General features: G+C 42.5%; 20 protein-coding genes. All 20 read right to left on the bottom strand.

Annotated elements, in window-relative coordinates:
* Nucleotides 1-10: 10 nt before the first annotated feature.
* The 20 genes from rplE to rpoC all read right to left on the bottom strand — a co-directional run bounded on the left by rplE (nucleotide 11) and on the right by rpoC (nucleotide 15,502).
* A complete protein-coding gene (gene rplE / locus GS400_RS00850; protein ID WP_160098269.1) occupies nucleotides 11-550 on the bottom strand; it encodes a 50S ribosomal protein L5 in 540 nt (179 codons plus the stop codon).
* A gap of 26 nt (nucleotides 551-576) precedes the next feature.
* Complete coding sequence (rplX, locus tag GS400_RS00845) at nucleotides 577-888, bottom strand: 50S ribosomal protein L24 (protein ID WP_027446527.1); 312 nt, start codon at nucleotides 886-888, stop codon at nucleotides 577-579.
* Nucleotides 889-926: 38 nt separating this feature from the next.
* Nucleotides 927-1,295, bottom strand: a complete 369-nt coding sequence (rplN, locus tag GS400_RS00840; protein ID WP_160098267.1) for a 50S ribosomal protein L14 — start codon at nucleotides 1,293-1,295, stop codon at nucleotides 927-929.
* A 42-nt stretch (nucleotides 1,296-1,337) separates the two neighbouring features.
* Nucleotides 1,338-1,601, bottom strand: coding sequence for a 30S ribosomal protein S17 (rpsQ, locus tag GS400_RS00835; RefSeq protein ID WP_027446529.1), 264 nt, complete (start codon nucleotides 1,599-1,601; stop codon nucleotides 1,338-1,340).
* A 21-nt stretch (nucleotides 1,602-1,622) separates the two neighbouring features.
* The gene (gene rpmC / locus GS400_RS00830) at nucleotides 1,623-1,826 is read right to left on the bottom strand and encodes a 50S ribosomal protein L29 (RefSeq protein ID WP_027446530.1); all 204 of its coding nucleotides are present in this window, start codon (nucleotides 1,824-1,826) and stop codon (nucleotides 1,623-1,625) included.
* Nucleotides 1,816-2,250 (bottom strand): 50S ribosomal protein L16, encoded by a 435-nt coding sequence (rplP, locus tag GS400_RS00825; RefSeq protein WP_027446531.1) that lies wholly within the window; start codon nucleotides 2,248-2,250, stop codon nucleotides 1,816-1,818. The genes rpmC and rplP overlap by 11 nt, the downstream gene beginning before the upstream one ends.
* Nucleotides 2,251-2,268: 18 nt before the next feature.
* Nucleotides 2,269-2,907 (bottom strand): 30S ribosomal protein S3, encoded by a 639-nt coding sequence (rpsC, locus tag GS400_RS00820; protein WP_027446532.1) that lies wholly within the window; start codon nucleotides 2,905-2,907, stop codon nucleotides 2,269-2,271.
* Between the two features lie 3 nt (nucleotides 2,908-2,910).
* Complete coding sequence (rplV, locus tag GS400_RS00815; protein ID WP_160104479.1) at nucleotides 2,911-3,252, bottom strand: 50S ribosomal protein L22; 342 nt, start codon at nucleotides 3,250-3,252, stop codon at nucleotides 2,911-2,913.
* Between the two features lie 19 nt (nucleotides 3,253-3,271).
* The gene (rpsS, locus tag GS400_RS00810; protein WP_027446534.1) at nucleotides 3,272-3,550 is read right to left on the bottom strand and encodes a 30S ribosomal protein S19; all 279 of its coding nucleotides are present in this window, start codon (nucleotides 3,548-3,550) and stop codon (nucleotides 3,272-3,274) included.
* Between the two features lie 59 nt (nucleotides 3,551-3,609).
* Nucleotides 3,610-4,440 (bottom strand): 50S ribosomal protein L2, encoded by an 831-nt coding sequence (gene rplB, locus GS400_RS00805; protein WP_160098265.1) that lies wholly within the window; start codon nucleotides 4,438-4,440, stop codon nucleotides 3,610-3,612.
* A gap of 34 nt (nucleotides 4,441-4,474) precedes the next feature.
* Nucleotides 4,475-4,765 (bottom strand): 50S ribosomal protein L23, encoded by a 291-nt coding sequence (gene rplW / locus GS400_RS00800; protein WP_160098263.1) that lies wholly within the window; start codon nucleotides 4,763-4,765, stop codon nucleotides 4,475-4,477.
* Complete coding sequence (rplD, locus tag GS400_RS00795) at nucleotides 4,765-5,385, bottom strand: 50S ribosomal protein L4 (RefSeq protein ID WP_160098261.1); 621 nt, start codon at nucleotides 5,383-5,385, stop codon at nucleotides 4,765-4,767. Before rplD ends, rplW begins: the two co-directional genes overlap by 1 nt.
* Before the next feature lie 25 nt (nucleotides 5,386-5,410).
* Nucleotides 5,411-6,034: a 50S ribosomal protein L3 gene (gene rplC, locus GS400_RS00790; protein ID WP_160098259.1), complete on the bottom strand. Its 624-nt coding sequence runs from the start codon at nucleotides 6,032-6,034 to the stop codon at nucleotides 5,411-5,413.
* Nucleotides 6,035-6,061: 27 nt separating this feature from the next.
* A complete protein-coding gene (rpsJ, locus tag GS400_RS00785) occupies nucleotides 6,062-6,370 on the bottom strand; it encodes a 30S ribosomal protein S10 (RefSeq protein WP_027446539.1) in 309 nt (102 codons plus the stop codon).
* A 612-nt stretch (nucleotides 6,371-6,982) separates the two neighbouring features.
* Complete coding sequence (gene tuf / locus GS400_RS00780) at nucleotides 6,983-8,173, bottom strand: elongation factor Tu (protein ID WP_160098257.1); 1,191 nt, start codon at nucleotides 8,171-8,173, stop codon at nucleotides 6,983-6,985.
* Between the two features lie 134 nt (nucleotides 8,174-8,307).
* A complete protein-coding gene (fusA, locus tag GS400_RS00775; protein WP_160098255.1) occupies nucleotides 8,308-10,386 on the bottom strand; it encodes an elongation factor G in 2,079 nt (692 codons plus the stop codon).
* 42 nt (nucleotides 10,387-10,428) lie between these two features.
* On the bottom strand, nucleotides 10,429-10,899 hold the full coding sequence (gene rpsG / locus GS400_RS00770) for a 30S ribosomal protein S7 (RefSeq protein ID WP_027446542.1): 471 nt from the start codon (nucleotides 10,897-10,899) through the stop codon (nucleotides 10,429-10,431).
* Between the two features lie 65 nt (nucleotides 10,900-10,964).
* Complete coding sequence (gene rpsL / locus GS400_RS00765; protein ID WP_027446543.1) at nucleotides 10,965-11,378, bottom strand: 30S ribosomal protein S12; 414 nt, start codon at nucleotides 11,376-11,378, stop codon at nucleotides 10,965-10,967.
* 109 nt (nucleotides 11,379-11,487) lie between these two features.
* Nucleotides 11,488-11,739, bottom strand: coding sequence for a 50S ribosomal protein L7ae-like protein (locus tag GS400_RS00760; protein WP_027446544.1), 252 nt, complete (start codon nucleotides 11,737-11,739; stop codon nucleotides 11,488-11,490).
* A 142-nt stretch (nucleotides 11,740-11,881) separates the two neighbouring features.
* On the bottom strand, nucleotides 11,882-15,502 hold the full coding sequence (gene rpoC / locus GS400_RS00755) for a DNA-directed RNA polymerase subunit beta' (RefSeq protein WP_160098253.1): 3,621 nt from the start codon (nucleotides 15,500-15,502) through the stop codon (nucleotides 11,882-11,884).
* Nucleotides 15,503-15,559: the final 57 nt, after the last annotated feature.

The raw sequence follows: 15,559 nt of genomic DNA, 5'->3' as shown, positions 1-15,559 counted from the left end.
CTCGATTGGCTTATTTTTGGAAAGGCATACCGAATTGTGTTAATAATTCGCGTGCTTCTTCATCGTTGTTAGCTGTAGTTACTACCACGATATCCATACCGCGAATTTTACTTACTTTATCGTAGTCGATTTCTGGGAAAATCAACTGTTCTTTAACTCCAAGTGTGTAGTTTCCACGGCCATCAAAGGCTTTGTTGGAAATACCACGGAAGTCACGAACACGTGGCAAGGAAACCGCAATAAGCTTCTGAAGGAATTCATACATGCGCTCACCACGAAGGGTTACTTTCGCACCGATTGGCATTCCTTCACGCAGACGGAAACCTGCAATTGATTTTCTTGCTTTTGTGATTAATGGTTTTTGACCAGAAATTAACTCAAGCTCTTCTACAGCATTATCTAACGCTTTAGCGTTTTGCACCGCGTCACCAACACCCATGTTGATGATGATTTTGTCAACTTTCGGTACTTCCATAACTGAATCATATTCAAATTTGTTCATCAAAGATGGAACAACTTCTTCTTGATATTGTTTCTTAAGTTCGTTCATCAAGTAGCCCTCCTTTCGTCGCTAATTTATTTATCTATTGCTTCACCGGATTTTTTAGCGATACGAACTTTCTTACCGTCACGTACCTCATAACCGACACGTGTTGGTTCCCCTGATTTAGGGTCAATTGGCATTACATTTGATACATGGATAGGTGCTTCCTGGCTTAGGATACCGCCTTGAGGGTTGTCTTGTGATGGCTTCGCATGTTTTTTAACAACATTCACGCCTTCAACAAGGACACGCTCATTTTTAGGATAAGCTTCAAGAATCGAACCTTGCTTGCCTTTATCCTTACCAGTGATCACCATAACTTTGTCACCTTTTTTTACATGCATGCTTGTGGCACCTCCTTACAAGGCAATAATTCGTGCATTTATAATACTTCTGGAGCAAGTGATACGATCTTCATGAATTTGTGCTCACGAAGCTCACGAGCTACAGGTCCGAAAATACGAGTACCACGTGGGCCTTTATCGTCACGGATGACTACTGCTGCGTTCTCGTCGAAACGGATATAAGAACCGTCTTTACGGCGAGCTCCGCTTTTTGAACGTACGATTACAGCGCGTACAATTTCACCCTTTTTGACAACGCCTCCTGGTGTTGCTTGTTTCACTGAGCAAACAATAACATCACCGATGTTGGCTGTTTTACGACCAGATCCACCGAGTACTTTAATGGTCTGCAATTCACGTGCACCGGAGTTGTCAGCAACTTTTAAAGAACTTTCCTGTTGAATCATACCGTCGTTACCTCCCTTCGGTTTCATCCCGAGCGAACTTTATTATATAATTACTGATTCTTCAACGATTTCTACTAGACGGAAACGTTTGTTAGCGGATAACGGACGAGTTTCCATGATTTTTACTACGTCGCCCATTTTAGCTGAATTGTTTTCGTCATGAGTCTTAAACTTCTTGGAGTACTTAACACGTTTACCATATAACTGGTGGAACTTGTAAGTCTCAACAAGTACAGTAATGGTTTTATCCATTTTGTCAGAAACAACACGGCCAGTATAAACCTTACGATTGTTGCGTTCACTCATTGAGGCTAACCTCCTCTCGATTTATCGATTATTAACGCCTAGCTCTCTTTCACGAACAACAGTTTTCATGCGTGCGATCGCTTTGCGTACTTGACGGATGCGCGCAGTGTTTTCAAGTTGCCCTGTAGCAAGTTGAAAGCGTAGGTTGAAAAGCTCTTCTTTAAGAGACTTCACTTTTTGTTCAATTTCGGCAGTGGTTAGTTCTCTGATTTCATTAGCCTTCATTGATCTCACCACCAATTTCTTCACGTTTTACGAACTTCGTTTTAATAGGAAGCTTGTGAGATGCAAGACGAAGTGCTTCACGAGCAACCTCTTCACTTACTCCGGCAACTTCAAACATGATCTTGCCAGGCTTCACAATAGCTACCCAACCTTCAGGAGCACCTTTACCTGAACCCATGCGTACTTCTAGGGGTTTTGCAGTATAAGGTTTGTCTGGGAAGATTTTAATCCATACTTTACCGCCACGTTTCATGTAACGAGTCATCGCAATACGAGCTGCCTCGATTTGACGGCTTGTGATACGTGCTGGTTCTACAGCTTGTAGTCCAAATTCGCCGAATGCTACGGAAGTACCGCCTTTAGCACGGCCACCTAGACTATCACGGTGTTGCTTACGATATTTAACACGTTTTGGCATTAACATAATGCATATCCCCCTTCCTTAGTTCTTTTTAGATGGAAGGACTTCTCCACGATAGATCCACACTTTGACACCTAACTTACCGTAAGTAGTGTCAGCTTCAGCAGTACCATAGTCGATGTCTGCACGTAGTGTGTGAAGTGGTACAGTTCCTTCGTTGTAATATTCAGCGCGAGCGATGTCTGCTCCGCCAAGACGACCAGAAACCTGTGTTTTGATTCCTTTCGCGCCAGCGCGCATTGCACGTTGGATTGATTGTTTTTGAGCACGACGGAATGATACACGATTTTCAAGTTGTTTTGCAATGTTATCTGCAACTAGAGTTGCATCAAGGTCAGCTTTTTTCACTTCAACGATGTTGATGTGAACTCGCTTGCCAGTTAGTTCATTTAAGCTCTTACGAAGTGCTTCAACTTCGGAACCACCTTTACCGATTACCATACCTGGCTTCGCAGTGTGGATAGTAATGTTAACGCGGTTCGCAGCACGTTCGATTTCAATGCTAGAAACAGCAGCGTCGTGTAGACGTTGTTCTACATATTCACGAATTTTAATATCTTCATGTAGCAAATCTGCATAGTCTTTGCCAGCGTACCATTTTGACTCCCAGTCACGGATAACGCCAATACGCAGACCTACTGGATTAACTTTTTGACCCACTGATTATCCCTCCTTCTTTTCTGATACAACAACTGTGATATGGCTGGTACGTTTGTTAATTTGACTTGCGCGTCCCATCGCACGTGGGCGGAAACGTTTAAGTGTAGTACCTTCGTTAACAAACGCCTCAGAAATCACTAAATTATCCGGGTCCATTTCATAGTTATGCTCAGCGTTTGCAATAGCAGAGTTTAGGACTTTCTCAACTTCTGGAGAAGCTCCGCGTTGAGTGTGACGTAGGATCGCAATCGCTTCACCTGCGCTCTTTCCTCGAATCAAATCTATTACCAAACGAACTTTACGAGGAGCAATACGAACGGATTTCGCAACGGCTTTTGCTTGCATCATGTGTGCCTCCTCTCATTTAGCGTTTTGTTTTCTTATCATCGCCACTGTGGCCTTTAAACGTACGAGTTGGTGCGAATTCACCAAGCTTGTGTCCTACCATGTCTTCTGTGACAAAAACAGGTACGTGTTTACGTCCATCGTAAACCGCGATTGTGTGTCCGACAAAGTTAGGGAAAATCGTTGAACGGCGAGACCAAGTTTTAATTACCTGATGCTTACCTTCTTCGTTTAAACCTTCAACTTTCTTCATAAGATGGTCATCTACGAAAGGTCCCTTTTTTAGGCTGCGACCCATACATAAACCTCCTTTCGTGATTGACGCTCGGGCAACTCATGCCCGACGTCTAACCCCGTTTATTTTTTACGACGACGAACGATATATTTATCGGATGCTTTGTTACGCTTACGAGTTTTCTTACCAAGTGTCGGTTTACCCCATGGAGACATAGGAGATGGAAGTCCGATTGGAGCGCGACCTTCACCACCACCGTGTGGGTGATCAACAGGGTTCATAACAGAACCACGTACTGTTGGGCGAATGCCTTTCCAACGGGAACGTCCAGCTTTACCAACTGTGATAAGCTCATGCTCTAGGTTACCAACTTGACCTACTGTAGCGCGGCAAGTTCCTAGGATTAAGCGTACTTCACCAGATTTCAAGCGAACTAGAGTGTATTTACCTTCACGGCCCAAGATTTGAGCAGAAGCACCAGCGGAACGTACAAGTTGTCCTCCGCGGCCTGGCTTTAGTTCAATGTTGTGTACAATTGTACCAACTGGAATGTCTTTAAGTGGAAGAGCGTTACCTACTTTGATATCTGCCTCTTCTCCAGAAATGATTTCAGCACCTACTTCAAGAGATTTCGGAGCTAGGATATAGCGCTTTTCACCGTCAGCATAGTTAACAAGCGCAATGTTAGCGGAACGGTTTGGATCGTACTCGATTGTAGCAACGCGGCCTGGTATTCCATCTTTATCGCGTTTGAAATCGATCATACGGTAGTGACGCTTATGACCTCCGCCCTGATGACGAACTGTTAAACGACCTTTATTATTACGTCCACCTTTTCCGTGAAGGGGCGCTAATAAAGACTTTTCAGGTTGATCCGTAGTGATTTCAGCGAAATCTGAACCGGACATAAATCGACGACCGTTAGTGGTTGGTCTGTATTTTTTAATCGCCATCTTTGTTTCCCTCCTTTATAATTAGGTTTATTTTTTATGCACCTTCGAAGAATTCAAGTTCTTTGCTGTCTGGAGTTAACTGAACGATCGCTTTTTTACGATCCGCACGGTAACCTCCATAACGGCCCATACGCTTGAATTTACCTTTAAGGTTGATCGTGTTTACTTTTTGAACATTTACATCAAAGATCGTTTCGATAGCTTCTTTGATTTCAGTTTTGTTAGCTTTAGTGCTAACTTCAAAAGTGTACTTTTTCTCAGCCATTAAATCAGCAGAACGCTCTGTGATAACGGGGCGCTTAATAATATCACGTGGGTCTTTCATTATGCAAGCACCTCCCCTGCTTTGTCAGCTGCTTCTTTAGTAAAGATCAGCTTGTCATGCGTTAATACATCAAGTACGTTTACTTGTGCTACAGTTACAACTTTTGCACCAGGAATGTTGTTTGCTGAGCGCTCAGCATATTCATTCACATCAGCTGTAACGATTACCGCTTTTTTAGCTTCTACACCTTTAAGAAGGTTTGCAACCTCTTTCGTTTTTGGAGCATCAAAAGATAAATCTTCAAGAACGATCAGGTTGTTTTCTGCTGCTTTTTGAGAAAGAGCAGATTTAAGAGCTAAACGGCGAACTTTCTTTGGAAGCTTGTAGCTATAACTACGTGGAGTAGGACCGAATACTGTTCCACCGCCTACCCATTGTGGTGAACGAATAGAACCTTGACGTGCACGGCCTGTTCCTTTTTGACGCCATGGTTTGCGTCCTCCACCGCTCACTTCAGAACGATTTTTAACTTCATGAGTACCTTGGCGAAGTGTTGCGCGTTGCATCACTACTGCCTCATGCATTACATGTTGATTTGGTTCAATACCAAAAACAGATTCATTCAGCTCAACATCGCCTACTTGAGAACCGCTTTGGTTGTATAAAGATACTTTAGGCATGACTTATCCTCCTTTCGTTTGGTGATTAGTTACCTTTGATTGCAGAAGTGACTTCTACATAAGACTTCTTCGCACCAGGAACGTTTCCTTTGATAAGAAGAAGGTTACGCTCTTCGTCAACTTTTACAATCTCAAGGTTTTGGATTGTTACGGTATTACCACCCATTTGACCTGGTAGCTTCATACCTTTGAATACGTGCATTGAGTTGATGTCACCTAATGTACCTGGGCGACGATGGTAGCGGGAACCGTGTGTCTTTGGTCCAGTGTTATGACCGTGACGCTTAACAGCACCTTGGAAACCTTTACCTTTAGAAGTCCCAGTTACATCAACTACATCACCTTGTTGAAATACATTCACGCCAACTTCTTGACCAACTTCGTAGTCTTCAACGTTAGCGTTACGGATTTCACGAATGAAGCGCTTAGGGTTAGTCTGTGCTTTTTCAGCATGACCTTTTTGTGGCTTGTTTGCATGCTTTTCATCAGCAAAACCAAGTTGGATCGCTTCGTAACCATCGTTGTTTTCTTCTTTTTTCTGAAGAACTACGTTCGGTTCAGCTTGAACAACAGTTACTGGAGTTAATTCTCCGTTTTCATCGAAAAGCTGAGTCATACCGATTTTACGACCTAAGATTCCTTTCGTCATCCGTTACACCTCCTAATAAATTCTAATTTATAGTTTAATTTCGATATCCACACCAGATGGTAGATCTAAACGCATTAGTGAATCAACCGTTTGTGGTGTTGGATTAACAATGTCGATTAGACGTTTGTGCGTACGCATTTCAAATTGCTCACGAGCATCTTTGAATTTGTGTGTCGCACGAAGAACTGTGTAAATAGATCGCTCAGTCGGAAGCGGGATTGGACCAGAAACATTAGCTCCTGAACGCTTCGCTGTGTCAACGATCTTCTCAGCGGATTGATCTAGAATTCGGTGATCATACGCCTTTAAACGGATACGGATCTTCTCTTTTGCCATTATTTTCCCTCCTTTATCGCCCATTTTATAATAGACTTTCTCCGCGAAAATTTATCCTGACAACCTTGCCATGGCAAAGGGGCCGGGTGTGTCAGCAACCTTTCGCTTCATCGCCTTTTATGACCAACATTACTCATTATAAAGGTTCATGCGGCCTAATGCAACAGCAAATTCGATATTTTCCGTATGAATTCGCACTTTTCATATTATACAAAGGTATAGTCACATTTTCAAGGTTTTATTAAATTTCAAGACAATTTTCACAGATATATATAAGAGATATGTGATTATGGTATGAGATTAACATGTGGGTTTCTTTATTTATGTAGAAAAGCGACTAAATTTATCGCATGTATTAATGAAGGAATTATGTTGTAGCTATCTAGTAATACATTCAGTATTATAACAAGTTAAAAGATAGGTGTGTAGGGGGGAATTCATTTTTAATTTGCATTTACTTGATCGAGTTTCTTCTATATATATATATATATAGTCAATATAATGCATTCAATGTTCTGTGAGTAATGGGTTACTTACTGTAAAAATGGTAAGTAAGCTAAAAAAAGCAGCAGACACAATGTGTCTACTGCTTTTATAAATCAACTTGAGTTATTACTCAATGATCTCAGAAACAACGCCAGCGCCTACAGTACGTCCACCCTCGCGGATAGAGAATTTCGTACCGTCTTCGATAGCTACTTTAGAGATAAGTTCAACTTCCATCTCAACGTTGTCGCCAGGCATAACCATTTCGACACCTTCAGGAAGTTGGATAACGCCAGTTACGTCCGTAGTACGGAAGTAGAACTGTGGGCGGTAGTTGTTGAAGAATGGAGTATGACGTCCACCTTCTTCTTTAGAAAGTACATAAACCTCAGCTTTGTACTTACGGTGTGGATTGATAGTACCAGGCTTAGCAAGTACTTGTCCACGGTTGATGTCGTCACGGTTAACACCACGAAGTAGCGCACCGATGTTGTCACCAGCTTCTGCATAGTCAAGAAGCTTACGGAACATTTCTACACCTGTAACAGTAGTCTTGAATGCATCTTCAGCCATACCGATGATTTCGATTTCGTCACCGACTTTAACTGATCCACGCTCAACACGGCCTGTTGCAACTGTACCACGACCAGTGATTGAGAATACGTCCTCAACTGGCATCATGAATGGCTTGTCGTGGTCACGCTCAGGTGTTGGGATGTAGTTATCAACTTCATCCATTAGTTCATAAATTTTGTTTACATACTCTTCTTCGCCTTCAAGAGCTTTAAGAGCAGAACCTGCAACAACTGGTACATCGTCGCCAGGGAAATCATATTCAGATAGAAGATCGCGAACTTCCATTTCAACTAGCTCAAGAAGCTCTTCGTCGTCTACCATGTCAACTTTGTTTAAGAATACTACGATCGCAGGTACACCAACCTGACGAGAAAGTAGGATGTGCTCACGAGTCTGAGGCATTGGGCCGTCAGCTGCAGATACTACTAGGATCGCACCGTCCATTTGAGCTGCACCTGTGATCATGTTTTTAACATAGTCAGCGTGACCTGGGCAGTCAACGTGTGCATAGTGACGGTTTTCAGTTTCGTACTCAACGTGTGCAGTTGAGATCGTAATTCCACGCTCGCGCTCTTCTGGAGCGTTATCGATAGTATCGTAAGCGCGTGCTTCACCAGAACCTGAACGTGCGTGAAGGCTTGTAGTGATTGCTGCTGTTAATGTAGTTTTACCATGGTCAACGTGTCCGATAGTCCCAATGTTAACGTGGGACTTGGAGCGGTCGAATTTTTCCTTAGACATGAAAACTTCCTCCTTTAAATATAAGAAAATGTATTTTTAATAATTTATATCATAGAAGCCCACGAGATGTTGGCCACCTCGTAAGCAACTACGTCTACAATACAAGTTATACTTCATGATGATGAAAAAATCAATTATTCACCAGCATTTTTCTTAACAATTTCATCAGAAATGCTCTTCGGTACTTCACCATAGTGAGAGAAGTGCATTGTGTACGTTCCGCGACCTTGCGTGTTAGAACGTAGGCTTGTTGCATAACCGAACATTTCAGAAAGTGGTACGAATGCTTTTACAAGCTGAGCAGAACCACGAGTGTCCATACCATCCACACGTCCACGACGTGAAGTTACGTCACCCATGATGTCTCCCATGTACTCTTCTGGAATAACAATTTCAACCTTCATTAATGGTTCAAGAAGAACAGGTTTACATTTGTTTTTCGCTTCTTTAAGAGCCATTGAAGCTGCAACTTTATAAGCCATTTCACTGGAGTCTACATCGTGGTAAGAACCATCGAATAGTGTTGCTTTAATATCGATTAGTGGATAACCAGCAACTACTCCGTTTTCCATAGCTTCTTCGACACCTTGTTGAACTGAGTTGATGTAATCCTTAGGAATTACACCACCAACAATCTTGTTTTGGAATTCGAAGCCAGCACCTTCTTCGTTTGGTTCGAACTCCATCCATACGTGACCGTATTGTCCACGACCACCAGACTGACGTACGAACTTCCCTTCAACCTGTGCAGATTCACGGAATGTTTCACGATAAGCAACCTGAGGGCTACCAATGTTTGCTTCAACTTTGAATTCAACTTTAAGACGGTCAACGATAACGTCTAGGTGAAGTTCACCCATACCAGAAATAATTGTCTGTCCAGTCTCAACGTTTGTTTCAGTCTTGAATGTTGGATCCTCTTCAGCAAGTTTCGCAAGTGCTACAGCCATTTTATCTTGGTCAGCTTTTGATTTAGGTTCAATCGCAACTGAGATAACTGGCTCAGGGAATTCCATGGACTCAAGGATAACAAGACTCTTCTCGTCACATAGTGTATCACCTGTAGCTGTCTCTTTAAGACCAACACCAGCAGCGATATCACCTGCATATACTTGAGAGATCTCTTCACGAGAGTTTGCGTGCATTTGTAGGATACGACCTACACGCTCACGCTTATCTTTAGTTGAGTTCTTAACGTATGAACCAGAGCTTAGCATACCGGAATACACACGGAAGAATGTCAACTTACCAACGTAAGGGTCAGTCATTACCTTGAACGCAAGAGCGGAGAATGGTTCATTATCGTCCGCTTTACGAACAACTTCTTCTTCAGTACGTGGTACGTGACCTTCAATTGGAGGTACATCTAAAGGAGATGGTAGGTAATCGATTACCGCATCAATTAGAAGTTGAACACCTTTGTTTTTGAAAGCAGAACCACATAATACTGGGTAGAATTCTACGTTAAGAGTTGCTTTACGAATTGCTGTCATAAGCTCTTCGTTTGTAAATTCTTCACCCTCTAGGTAACGCATCATAAGCTCTTCGTCTGATTCTGCAACAGCTTCGATAAGCTTGTTGCGGTACTCATCAGCTTGCTCTTTGTACTCTTCAGGAATCTCACGAGCTTCTGCGCGTGTACCAAGATCATCCATGTAATAGAATGCTTGCATTCCGATCAAGTCGATAATTCCATCAAACTCATCCTCAGCACCGATTGGAAGCTGAATTGGGTGAGCGTTAGCGCCTAAGCGATCGTTTAGAGTTGAAGTAGAGTATAGGAAGTCAGCGCCTACTTTGTCCATCTTGTTAATGAAAACAATACGTGGAACACCGTAAGTAGTAGCCTGACGCCATACTGTTTCTGTCTGAGGTTCTACACCAGACTGTGCGTCTAGTACAGCCACAGAACCATCAAGTACACGAAGAGAACGTTCAACCTCTACTGTGAAGTCTACGTGTCCCGGTGTATCAATGATGTTAATACGATGGTCTTTCCATTGAGCCGTAGTCGCAGCGGATGTGATTGTGATTCCGCGCTCCTGCTCCTGGCTCATCCAGTCCATTTGGGAAGCACCTTCGTGCGTTTCACCAATTTTGTGAATGCGTCCTGTATAGAAAAGAATACGCTCTGTAGCAGTTGTTTTACCGGCATCGATGTGAGCCATGATGCCGATATTACGTGTCTTTTCCAAGGAGAATTCTCTAGGCATGAATCTTTCTCCTTCCTATTGCTTGGTTTATTTTGTTTGTGATTACCAACGATAGTGAGCGAAAGCTTTGTTCGCTTCAGCCATCTTGTGAACATCTTCGCGCTTCTTAACAGCTGCGCCAGTGTTGTTCGCTGCATCAAGAATTTCATTAGCTAAACGCTCTTCCATAGTCTTCTCACCGCGAAGACGGGAATAGTTTACTAACCAACGAAGTCCTAGTGCTTGACGACGTTCCGGACGTACTTCTACTGGTACCTGATAGTTAGATCCACCTACACGTCGTGCTCTAACTTCTAGTACTGGCATTACGTTTTTAAGTGCTTGTTCGAATGTTTCCATAGCATCGTTACCGCTACGCTCTTGAACAAGTTCGAATGCGCTATATAGAATTTTCTGTGCTTTTCCGCGTTTACCATCAATCATGATTTGGTTGATTAAGCGCGTTACAAGCTTAGAGTTGTACATTGGGTCCGGCAATACATCACGCTTTGGTACTGGTCCTTTACGTGGCATATGGTCTCCCCCTTTCAGTTTATACTTTCGTTGTTAAAACTTAGTTAAATGCAAGTAAACTTACATTATTTTTTAGGTTTTTTCGTACCGTATTTAGAACGACCTTGCATACGGCCTTCAACACCTGCAGTATCAAGCGCACCACGAACAATGTGATAACGCACACCTGGTAAGTCCTTTACACGACCGCCACGGATAAGAACAACGCTGTGCTCTTGTAGGTTGTGGCCGATACCAGGAATATACGCAGTTACCTCAATGCTGTTTGTAAGACGTACACGAGCATATTTACGAAGTGCGGAGTTTGGTTTCTTTGGTGTTAGCGTACCAACACGTGTACAAACACCACGCTTTTGTGGAGAAGAAAGGTCAGTGAATTGCTTTTTGAAGCTATTGTAACCTTTATTCAATGCTGGTGAGTCAGACTTAGACGTCTTAGAAACGCGTCCTTTACGTACTAATTGGTTAATAGTAGGCATTCTATTATCCTCCCTTCAAAGTTGCTTTAGTAAAACCACACATCCAGGTGGTTCATAAATAGGCAAAAAACAAAGCTTTCGCGAATGCTTAATGCATAACGCCAAAACTTTATTGCTTTATCGCCACTACAGCTGCCCCCACATCAATACCACATGCTCTTCCAAGTTTCTCTTTAGAATCAACTTGCGATACAGGAGTTGCTAACTCGTGAGCGAGTCGCAGCACTTTAACAGTTACTTGCTGATCAGCATCATCAGCAATGATAACTTCATTGACTTTGCCATGTTTCATTGCTTTCATGGCTTGCTTAGTTCCGATTACAATATTCGGCTTAGCCTGTGCTACTTTATCATAAGACATTTAATATATCCTCCAAAGTAACAAGGATAAATGGAAGCACCTTGAATATATTATCACTCACTCGATGGTATGTCAACGTTGTGATGTGATTTTTTATCAAGATACTTCCCTGCTTATCGCTTGCTTCCTTATCATTACACAATTAAGACTGTGTGATTTCTTCTGGTTGCTCTGGTGCAGATTTCATATCTTCAGTTAATTCGTCAGAAGCAGGCTCGATACTACGGTATCTCGGCATTCCTGTACCAGCCGGAACAAGCTTACCAATAATAACGTTCTCTTTCAAGCCAAGAAGCTCATCGCGCTTACCTTTAATCGCAGCATCTGTTAGGACACGAGTAGTCTCCTGGAAGGACGCTGCAGATAAGAAGGAATCTGTTTCAAGGGATGCTTTCGTAATACCTAATAGGACAGGACGACCAACAGCTGGTTGCTCTCCTTCTACTAATGCTGTTTGGTTCGCTTCTTTAAATTGGTGAATTTCAAGTAAGGAACCTGGTAGCACATCAGTATCACCTGCATCGTGCACTCGGATTTTACGCAGCATCTGGCGAACCATAACCTCTACGTGTTTATCACCGATTTCAACACCCTGCATACGATATACCTTCTGTACTTCTTTTAGAAGGTAAGCTTCTACACCTTCCATACCTTGAATCTTAAGGAGGTCTTTTGGATCAATGGAACCTTCTGTTAGAGCATCTCCTGCAATGACAGAGTCGCCAATTGAAACTTTCATACGAGCTCCATAAGGTGCAGTGTAGCTACGTTTCTCTACTTCACCTTGAACAGTGATTTCAAGCTTATCCTTAACTTCAGCAACATCTTCTACAGTACCGTAGATTTCACTGATTACAGCCTGACCTTTCGGATTACGAGCTTCAAACAACTCTTGGATACGTGGAAGACCTTGTGTAATGTCATCTCCTGCTACACCACCTGTGTGGAATGTACGCATCGTAAGCTGTGTACCTGGCTCACCGATTGATTGTGCTGCAATAATTCCTACAGCTTCTCCTACTTCTACTTCAGAACCAGTTGCTAAGTTACGGCCGTAACACTTCTTACATACACCATGACGTGTAGAACATGTGAATACGGAACGGATAACAACTTTCTCGACACCAGCATCAACAATTTGTTTTGCTTTATCTTCAGTTATTAATTCATTACGTTTTGCCATTACTTCACCTGATTCTGGGTGGCGAACTGTCTTGAACGCAATACGTCCAATTAGACGATCGATTAATGGCTCAATCATTTCTGTCCCTTCAGTTAGAGACTCTACTTCTAGACCGCGGTCTGTTCCACAATCATCTTCACGGACAATAACATCTTGAGCAACGTCAACAAGACGACGTGTCAGGTAACCTGAGTCAGCTGTTTTCAGGGCTGTATCGGCTAGACCTTTACGAGCACCGTGTGTGGAAATAAAGTACTCAAGTACTGTAAGACCTTCACGGAAGCTAGATTTGATCGGTAGTTCGATGATCTTACCAGATGGGTTCGCCATCAGACCACGCATACCTGCAAGCTGAGTGAAGTTTGACGCGTTACCACGGGCACCAGAGTCACTCATCATGTAAATTGGGTTGGTTGGGTCTAAGGATTTCATCAAACGCTCTTGAATGTCATCTTTAGCCGCAGACCAAATCGCAATTACACGGTCATAACGTTCGTCATCCGTGATTAAACCACGACGGAATTGCTTCATAACTTTGTCGACTTTTTCTTGTGCTTCATCAAGAATCTTTTGTTTTTCAGGTAATACAACGATGTCAGATACACCTACTGTAATACCAGCCTTCGTGGAGTAAGCAAAACCTAGATCCTTCATGCGGTCAAGCATCTTAGATGTTTCACTGATCTTAAAGCGTTTGAACACTTCTGCAATGATATCTCCTAGGATACCTTTCTTGAATGGTGCTACAATATCACGCTTTTTAATTTCTTCCTTAACGTCTGTCCCTCTTGGAATGAAGTACATTTCTGGAGTAGCTTTTTCTAAGTTCTCCTGTGTCGGTTCATTGATATAAGGGAACGATTCAGGAAGTATTTCATTGAAAATCAACTTACCTACAGTTGTAAGTAGAAGTTGTTCATTTTGTTCTTGACTAAATGTCTGGTTTTGTAACGATCCAGCATATACAGCTACACGAGTGTGTAGGTGAACATAACCATTTTGATAAGCAATTAAAGCTTCTTCAGTATCCTTAAAGACTTTACCTTCACCAATTGCATCTTCACGCTCAAGAGTTAGGTAATAGTTACCTAATACCATATCCTGTGAAGGTGTAACAACTGGTTTACCATCTTTAGGATTCAGGATGTTCTGGGCAGCAAGCATAAGAATACGAGCTTCTGCTTGTGCTTCAGCTGATAACGGAACGTGTACGGCCATTTGGTCACCGTCAAAGTCCGCGTTATATGCTGTACATACAAGTGGGTGAAGACGAATTGCGCGCCCTTCAACCAATGTTGGTTCAAACGCCTGGATTCCTAAACGGTGCAAGGTAGGCGCACGGTTTAATAGCACTGGGTGTTCTTTAATAACATCTTCTAGAACATCCCATACTTCTGGGTGAATGCGCTCGATCTTGCGTTTAGCTGATTTAATATTATGAGCAAGACCTCGGTCTACAAGTTCTCTCATTACAAATGGTTTAAATAATTCTAAAGCCATTTCTTTTGGTAAACCTACTTGATACATCTTCAAGCTTGGTCCAACTACGATTACGGAACGACCGGAGTAGTCAACACGTTTACCAAGAAGGTTCTGACGGAAACGTCCTTGTTTACCTTTCAGCATATGAGAAAGAGATTTCAATGGACGGTTACCTGGCCCCGTTACAGGACGACCACGACGACCATTGTCTATTAGTGCGTCAACTGCTTCTTGAAGCATACGTTTTTCGTTTTGAACGATAATCGTAGGAGCTCCTAGGTCTAACAAGCGTTTCAAACGGTTATTTCGATTAATCACACGACGATATAAATCATTTAGGTCAGATGTCGCAAAACGCCCACCATCTAACTGAACCATTGGACGTAATTCAGGTGGGATTACAGGAAGCACATCAAGGATCATCCAAGATGGGTCATTTCCTGAACCACGGAACGACTCTAATACTTCTAAGCGCTTAATAGCACGAGTACGACGTTGACCTTGTGCTGTTTTCAGCTCTTCTTTTAACGTTTCTACTTCCCCTTCAAGATCAATACCTTGAAGAAGTTTACGAATTGCTTCAGCACCCATTGCAGCGTGGAATGTGTTACCATATTTTTCTCGATACGTACGGTATTCTTTTTCAGAAAGCAGCTGCTTTTTCTCAAGTGCTGTATCGCCTGTATCTGTTACCACGTAAGCAGCAAAGTAAATAACTTCTTCTAGAGCACGTGGAGACATATCTAGAACAAGACCCATACGACTTGGAATACCTTTGAAGTACCAGATGTGAGAGACAGGGGCAGCTAACTCTAAGTGCCCCATACGCTCACGGCGAACTTTCGCCTTTGTTACTTCAACGCCACAGCGGTCACAAACGATCCCTTTATAACGAACTCGTTTGTACTTCCCACAATGACATTCCCAATCCTTTGTAGGTCCAAAGATACGTTCACAGAACAATCCATCTTTTTCAGGCTTTAACGTACGATAATTAATCGTTTCTGGTTTTTTAACCTCACCATAAGACCATGAGCGGATCTTATCTGGAGAAGCTAAACCTATCTTCATATATTCAAAATTATTAACATCTAGCAAGGGGCCTACCTCCCTTATAGTATCCAGGTTCTACCTTAAACAATGAATCTTGTACCA

The organism is Pontibacillus sp. HMF3514 (genome assembly GCF_009858175.1).
GTDB lineage: Bacteria > Bacillota > Bacilli > Bacillales > BH030062 > Pontibacillus.
Note: the sequence above shows the minus strand (reverse complement) of the source record. Positions and strands in the feature narration are given on the sequence as shown.

Bases quoted from the DNA above. Each gene is read 5' to 3' on its own strand.
- rpmC (WP_027446530.1), bottom strand. From the start codon at position 1,826: ATGAAGGCTAATGAAATCAGAGAACTAACCACTGCCGAAATTGAACAA.
- rpsQ (WP_027446529.1), bottom strand. From the start codon at position 1,601: ATGAGTGAACGCAACAATCGTAAGGTTTATACTGGCCGTGTTGTTTCT.
- rplC (WP_160098259.1), bottom strand. From the start codon at position 6,034: ATGACGAAAGGAATCTTAGGTCGTAAAATCGGTATGACTCAGCTTTTC.
- rpsL (WP_027446543.1), bottom strand. From the start codon at position 11,378: ATGCCTACTATTAACCAATTAGTACGTAAAGGACGCGTTTCTAAGACG.
- rpsS (WP_027446534.1), bottom strand. From the start codon at position 3,550: ATGGGTCGCAGCCTAAAAAAGGGACCTTTCGTAGATGACCATCTTATG.
- rplW (WP_160098263.1), bottom strand. From the start codon at position 4,765: ATGAAAGACCCACGTGATATTATTAAGCGCCCCGTTATCACAGAGCGT.
- tuf (WP_160098257.1), bottom strand. From the start codon at position 8,173: ATGTCTAAGGAAAAATTCGACCGCTCCAAGTCCCACGTTAACATTGGG.
- fusA (WP_160098255.1), bottom strand. From the start codon at position 10,386: ATGCCTAGAGAATTCTCCTTGGAAAAGACACGTAATATCGGCATCATG.
- rplE (WP_160098269.1), bottom strand. From the start codon at position 550: ATGAACGAACTTAAGAAACAATATCAAGAAGAAGTTGTTCCATCTTTG.
- rplP (WP_027446531.1), bottom strand. From the start codon at position 2,250: ATGTTAATGCCAAAACGTGTTAAATATCGTAAGCAACACCGTGATAGT.
- rplV (WP_160104479.1), bottom strand. From the start codon at position 3,252: ATGCAAGCAAAAGCCGTTGCGAAATCCGTTCGTATTGCTCCTCGTAAA.
- rplB (WP_160098265.1), bottom strand. From the start codon at position 4,440: ATGGCGATTAAAAAATACAGACCAACCACTAACGGTCGTCGATTTATG.
- rpsJ (WP_027446539.1), bottom strand. From the start codon at position 6,370: ATGGCAAAAGAGAAGATCCGTATCCGTTTAAAGGCGTATGATCACCGA.
- rplN (WP_160098267.1), bottom strand. From the start codon at position 1,295: ATGATTCAACAGGAAAGTTCTTTAAAAGTTGCTGACAACTCCGGTGCA.
- rpsG (WP_027446542.1), bottom strand. From the start codon at position 10,899: ATGCCACGTAAAGGACCAGTACCAAAGCGTGATGTATTGCCGGACCCA.
- rplX (WP_027446527.1), bottom strand. From the start codon at position 888: ATGCATGTAAAAAAAGGTGACAAAGTTATGGTGATCACTGGTAAGGAT.
- GS400_RS00760 (WP_027446544.1), bottom strand. From the start codon at position 11,739: ATGTCTTATGATAAAGTAGCACAGGCTAAGCCGAATATTGTAATCGGA.
- rplD (WP_160098261.1), bottom strand. From the start codon at position 5,385: ATGCCTAAAGTATCTTTATACAACCAAAGCGGTTCTCAAGTAGGCGAT.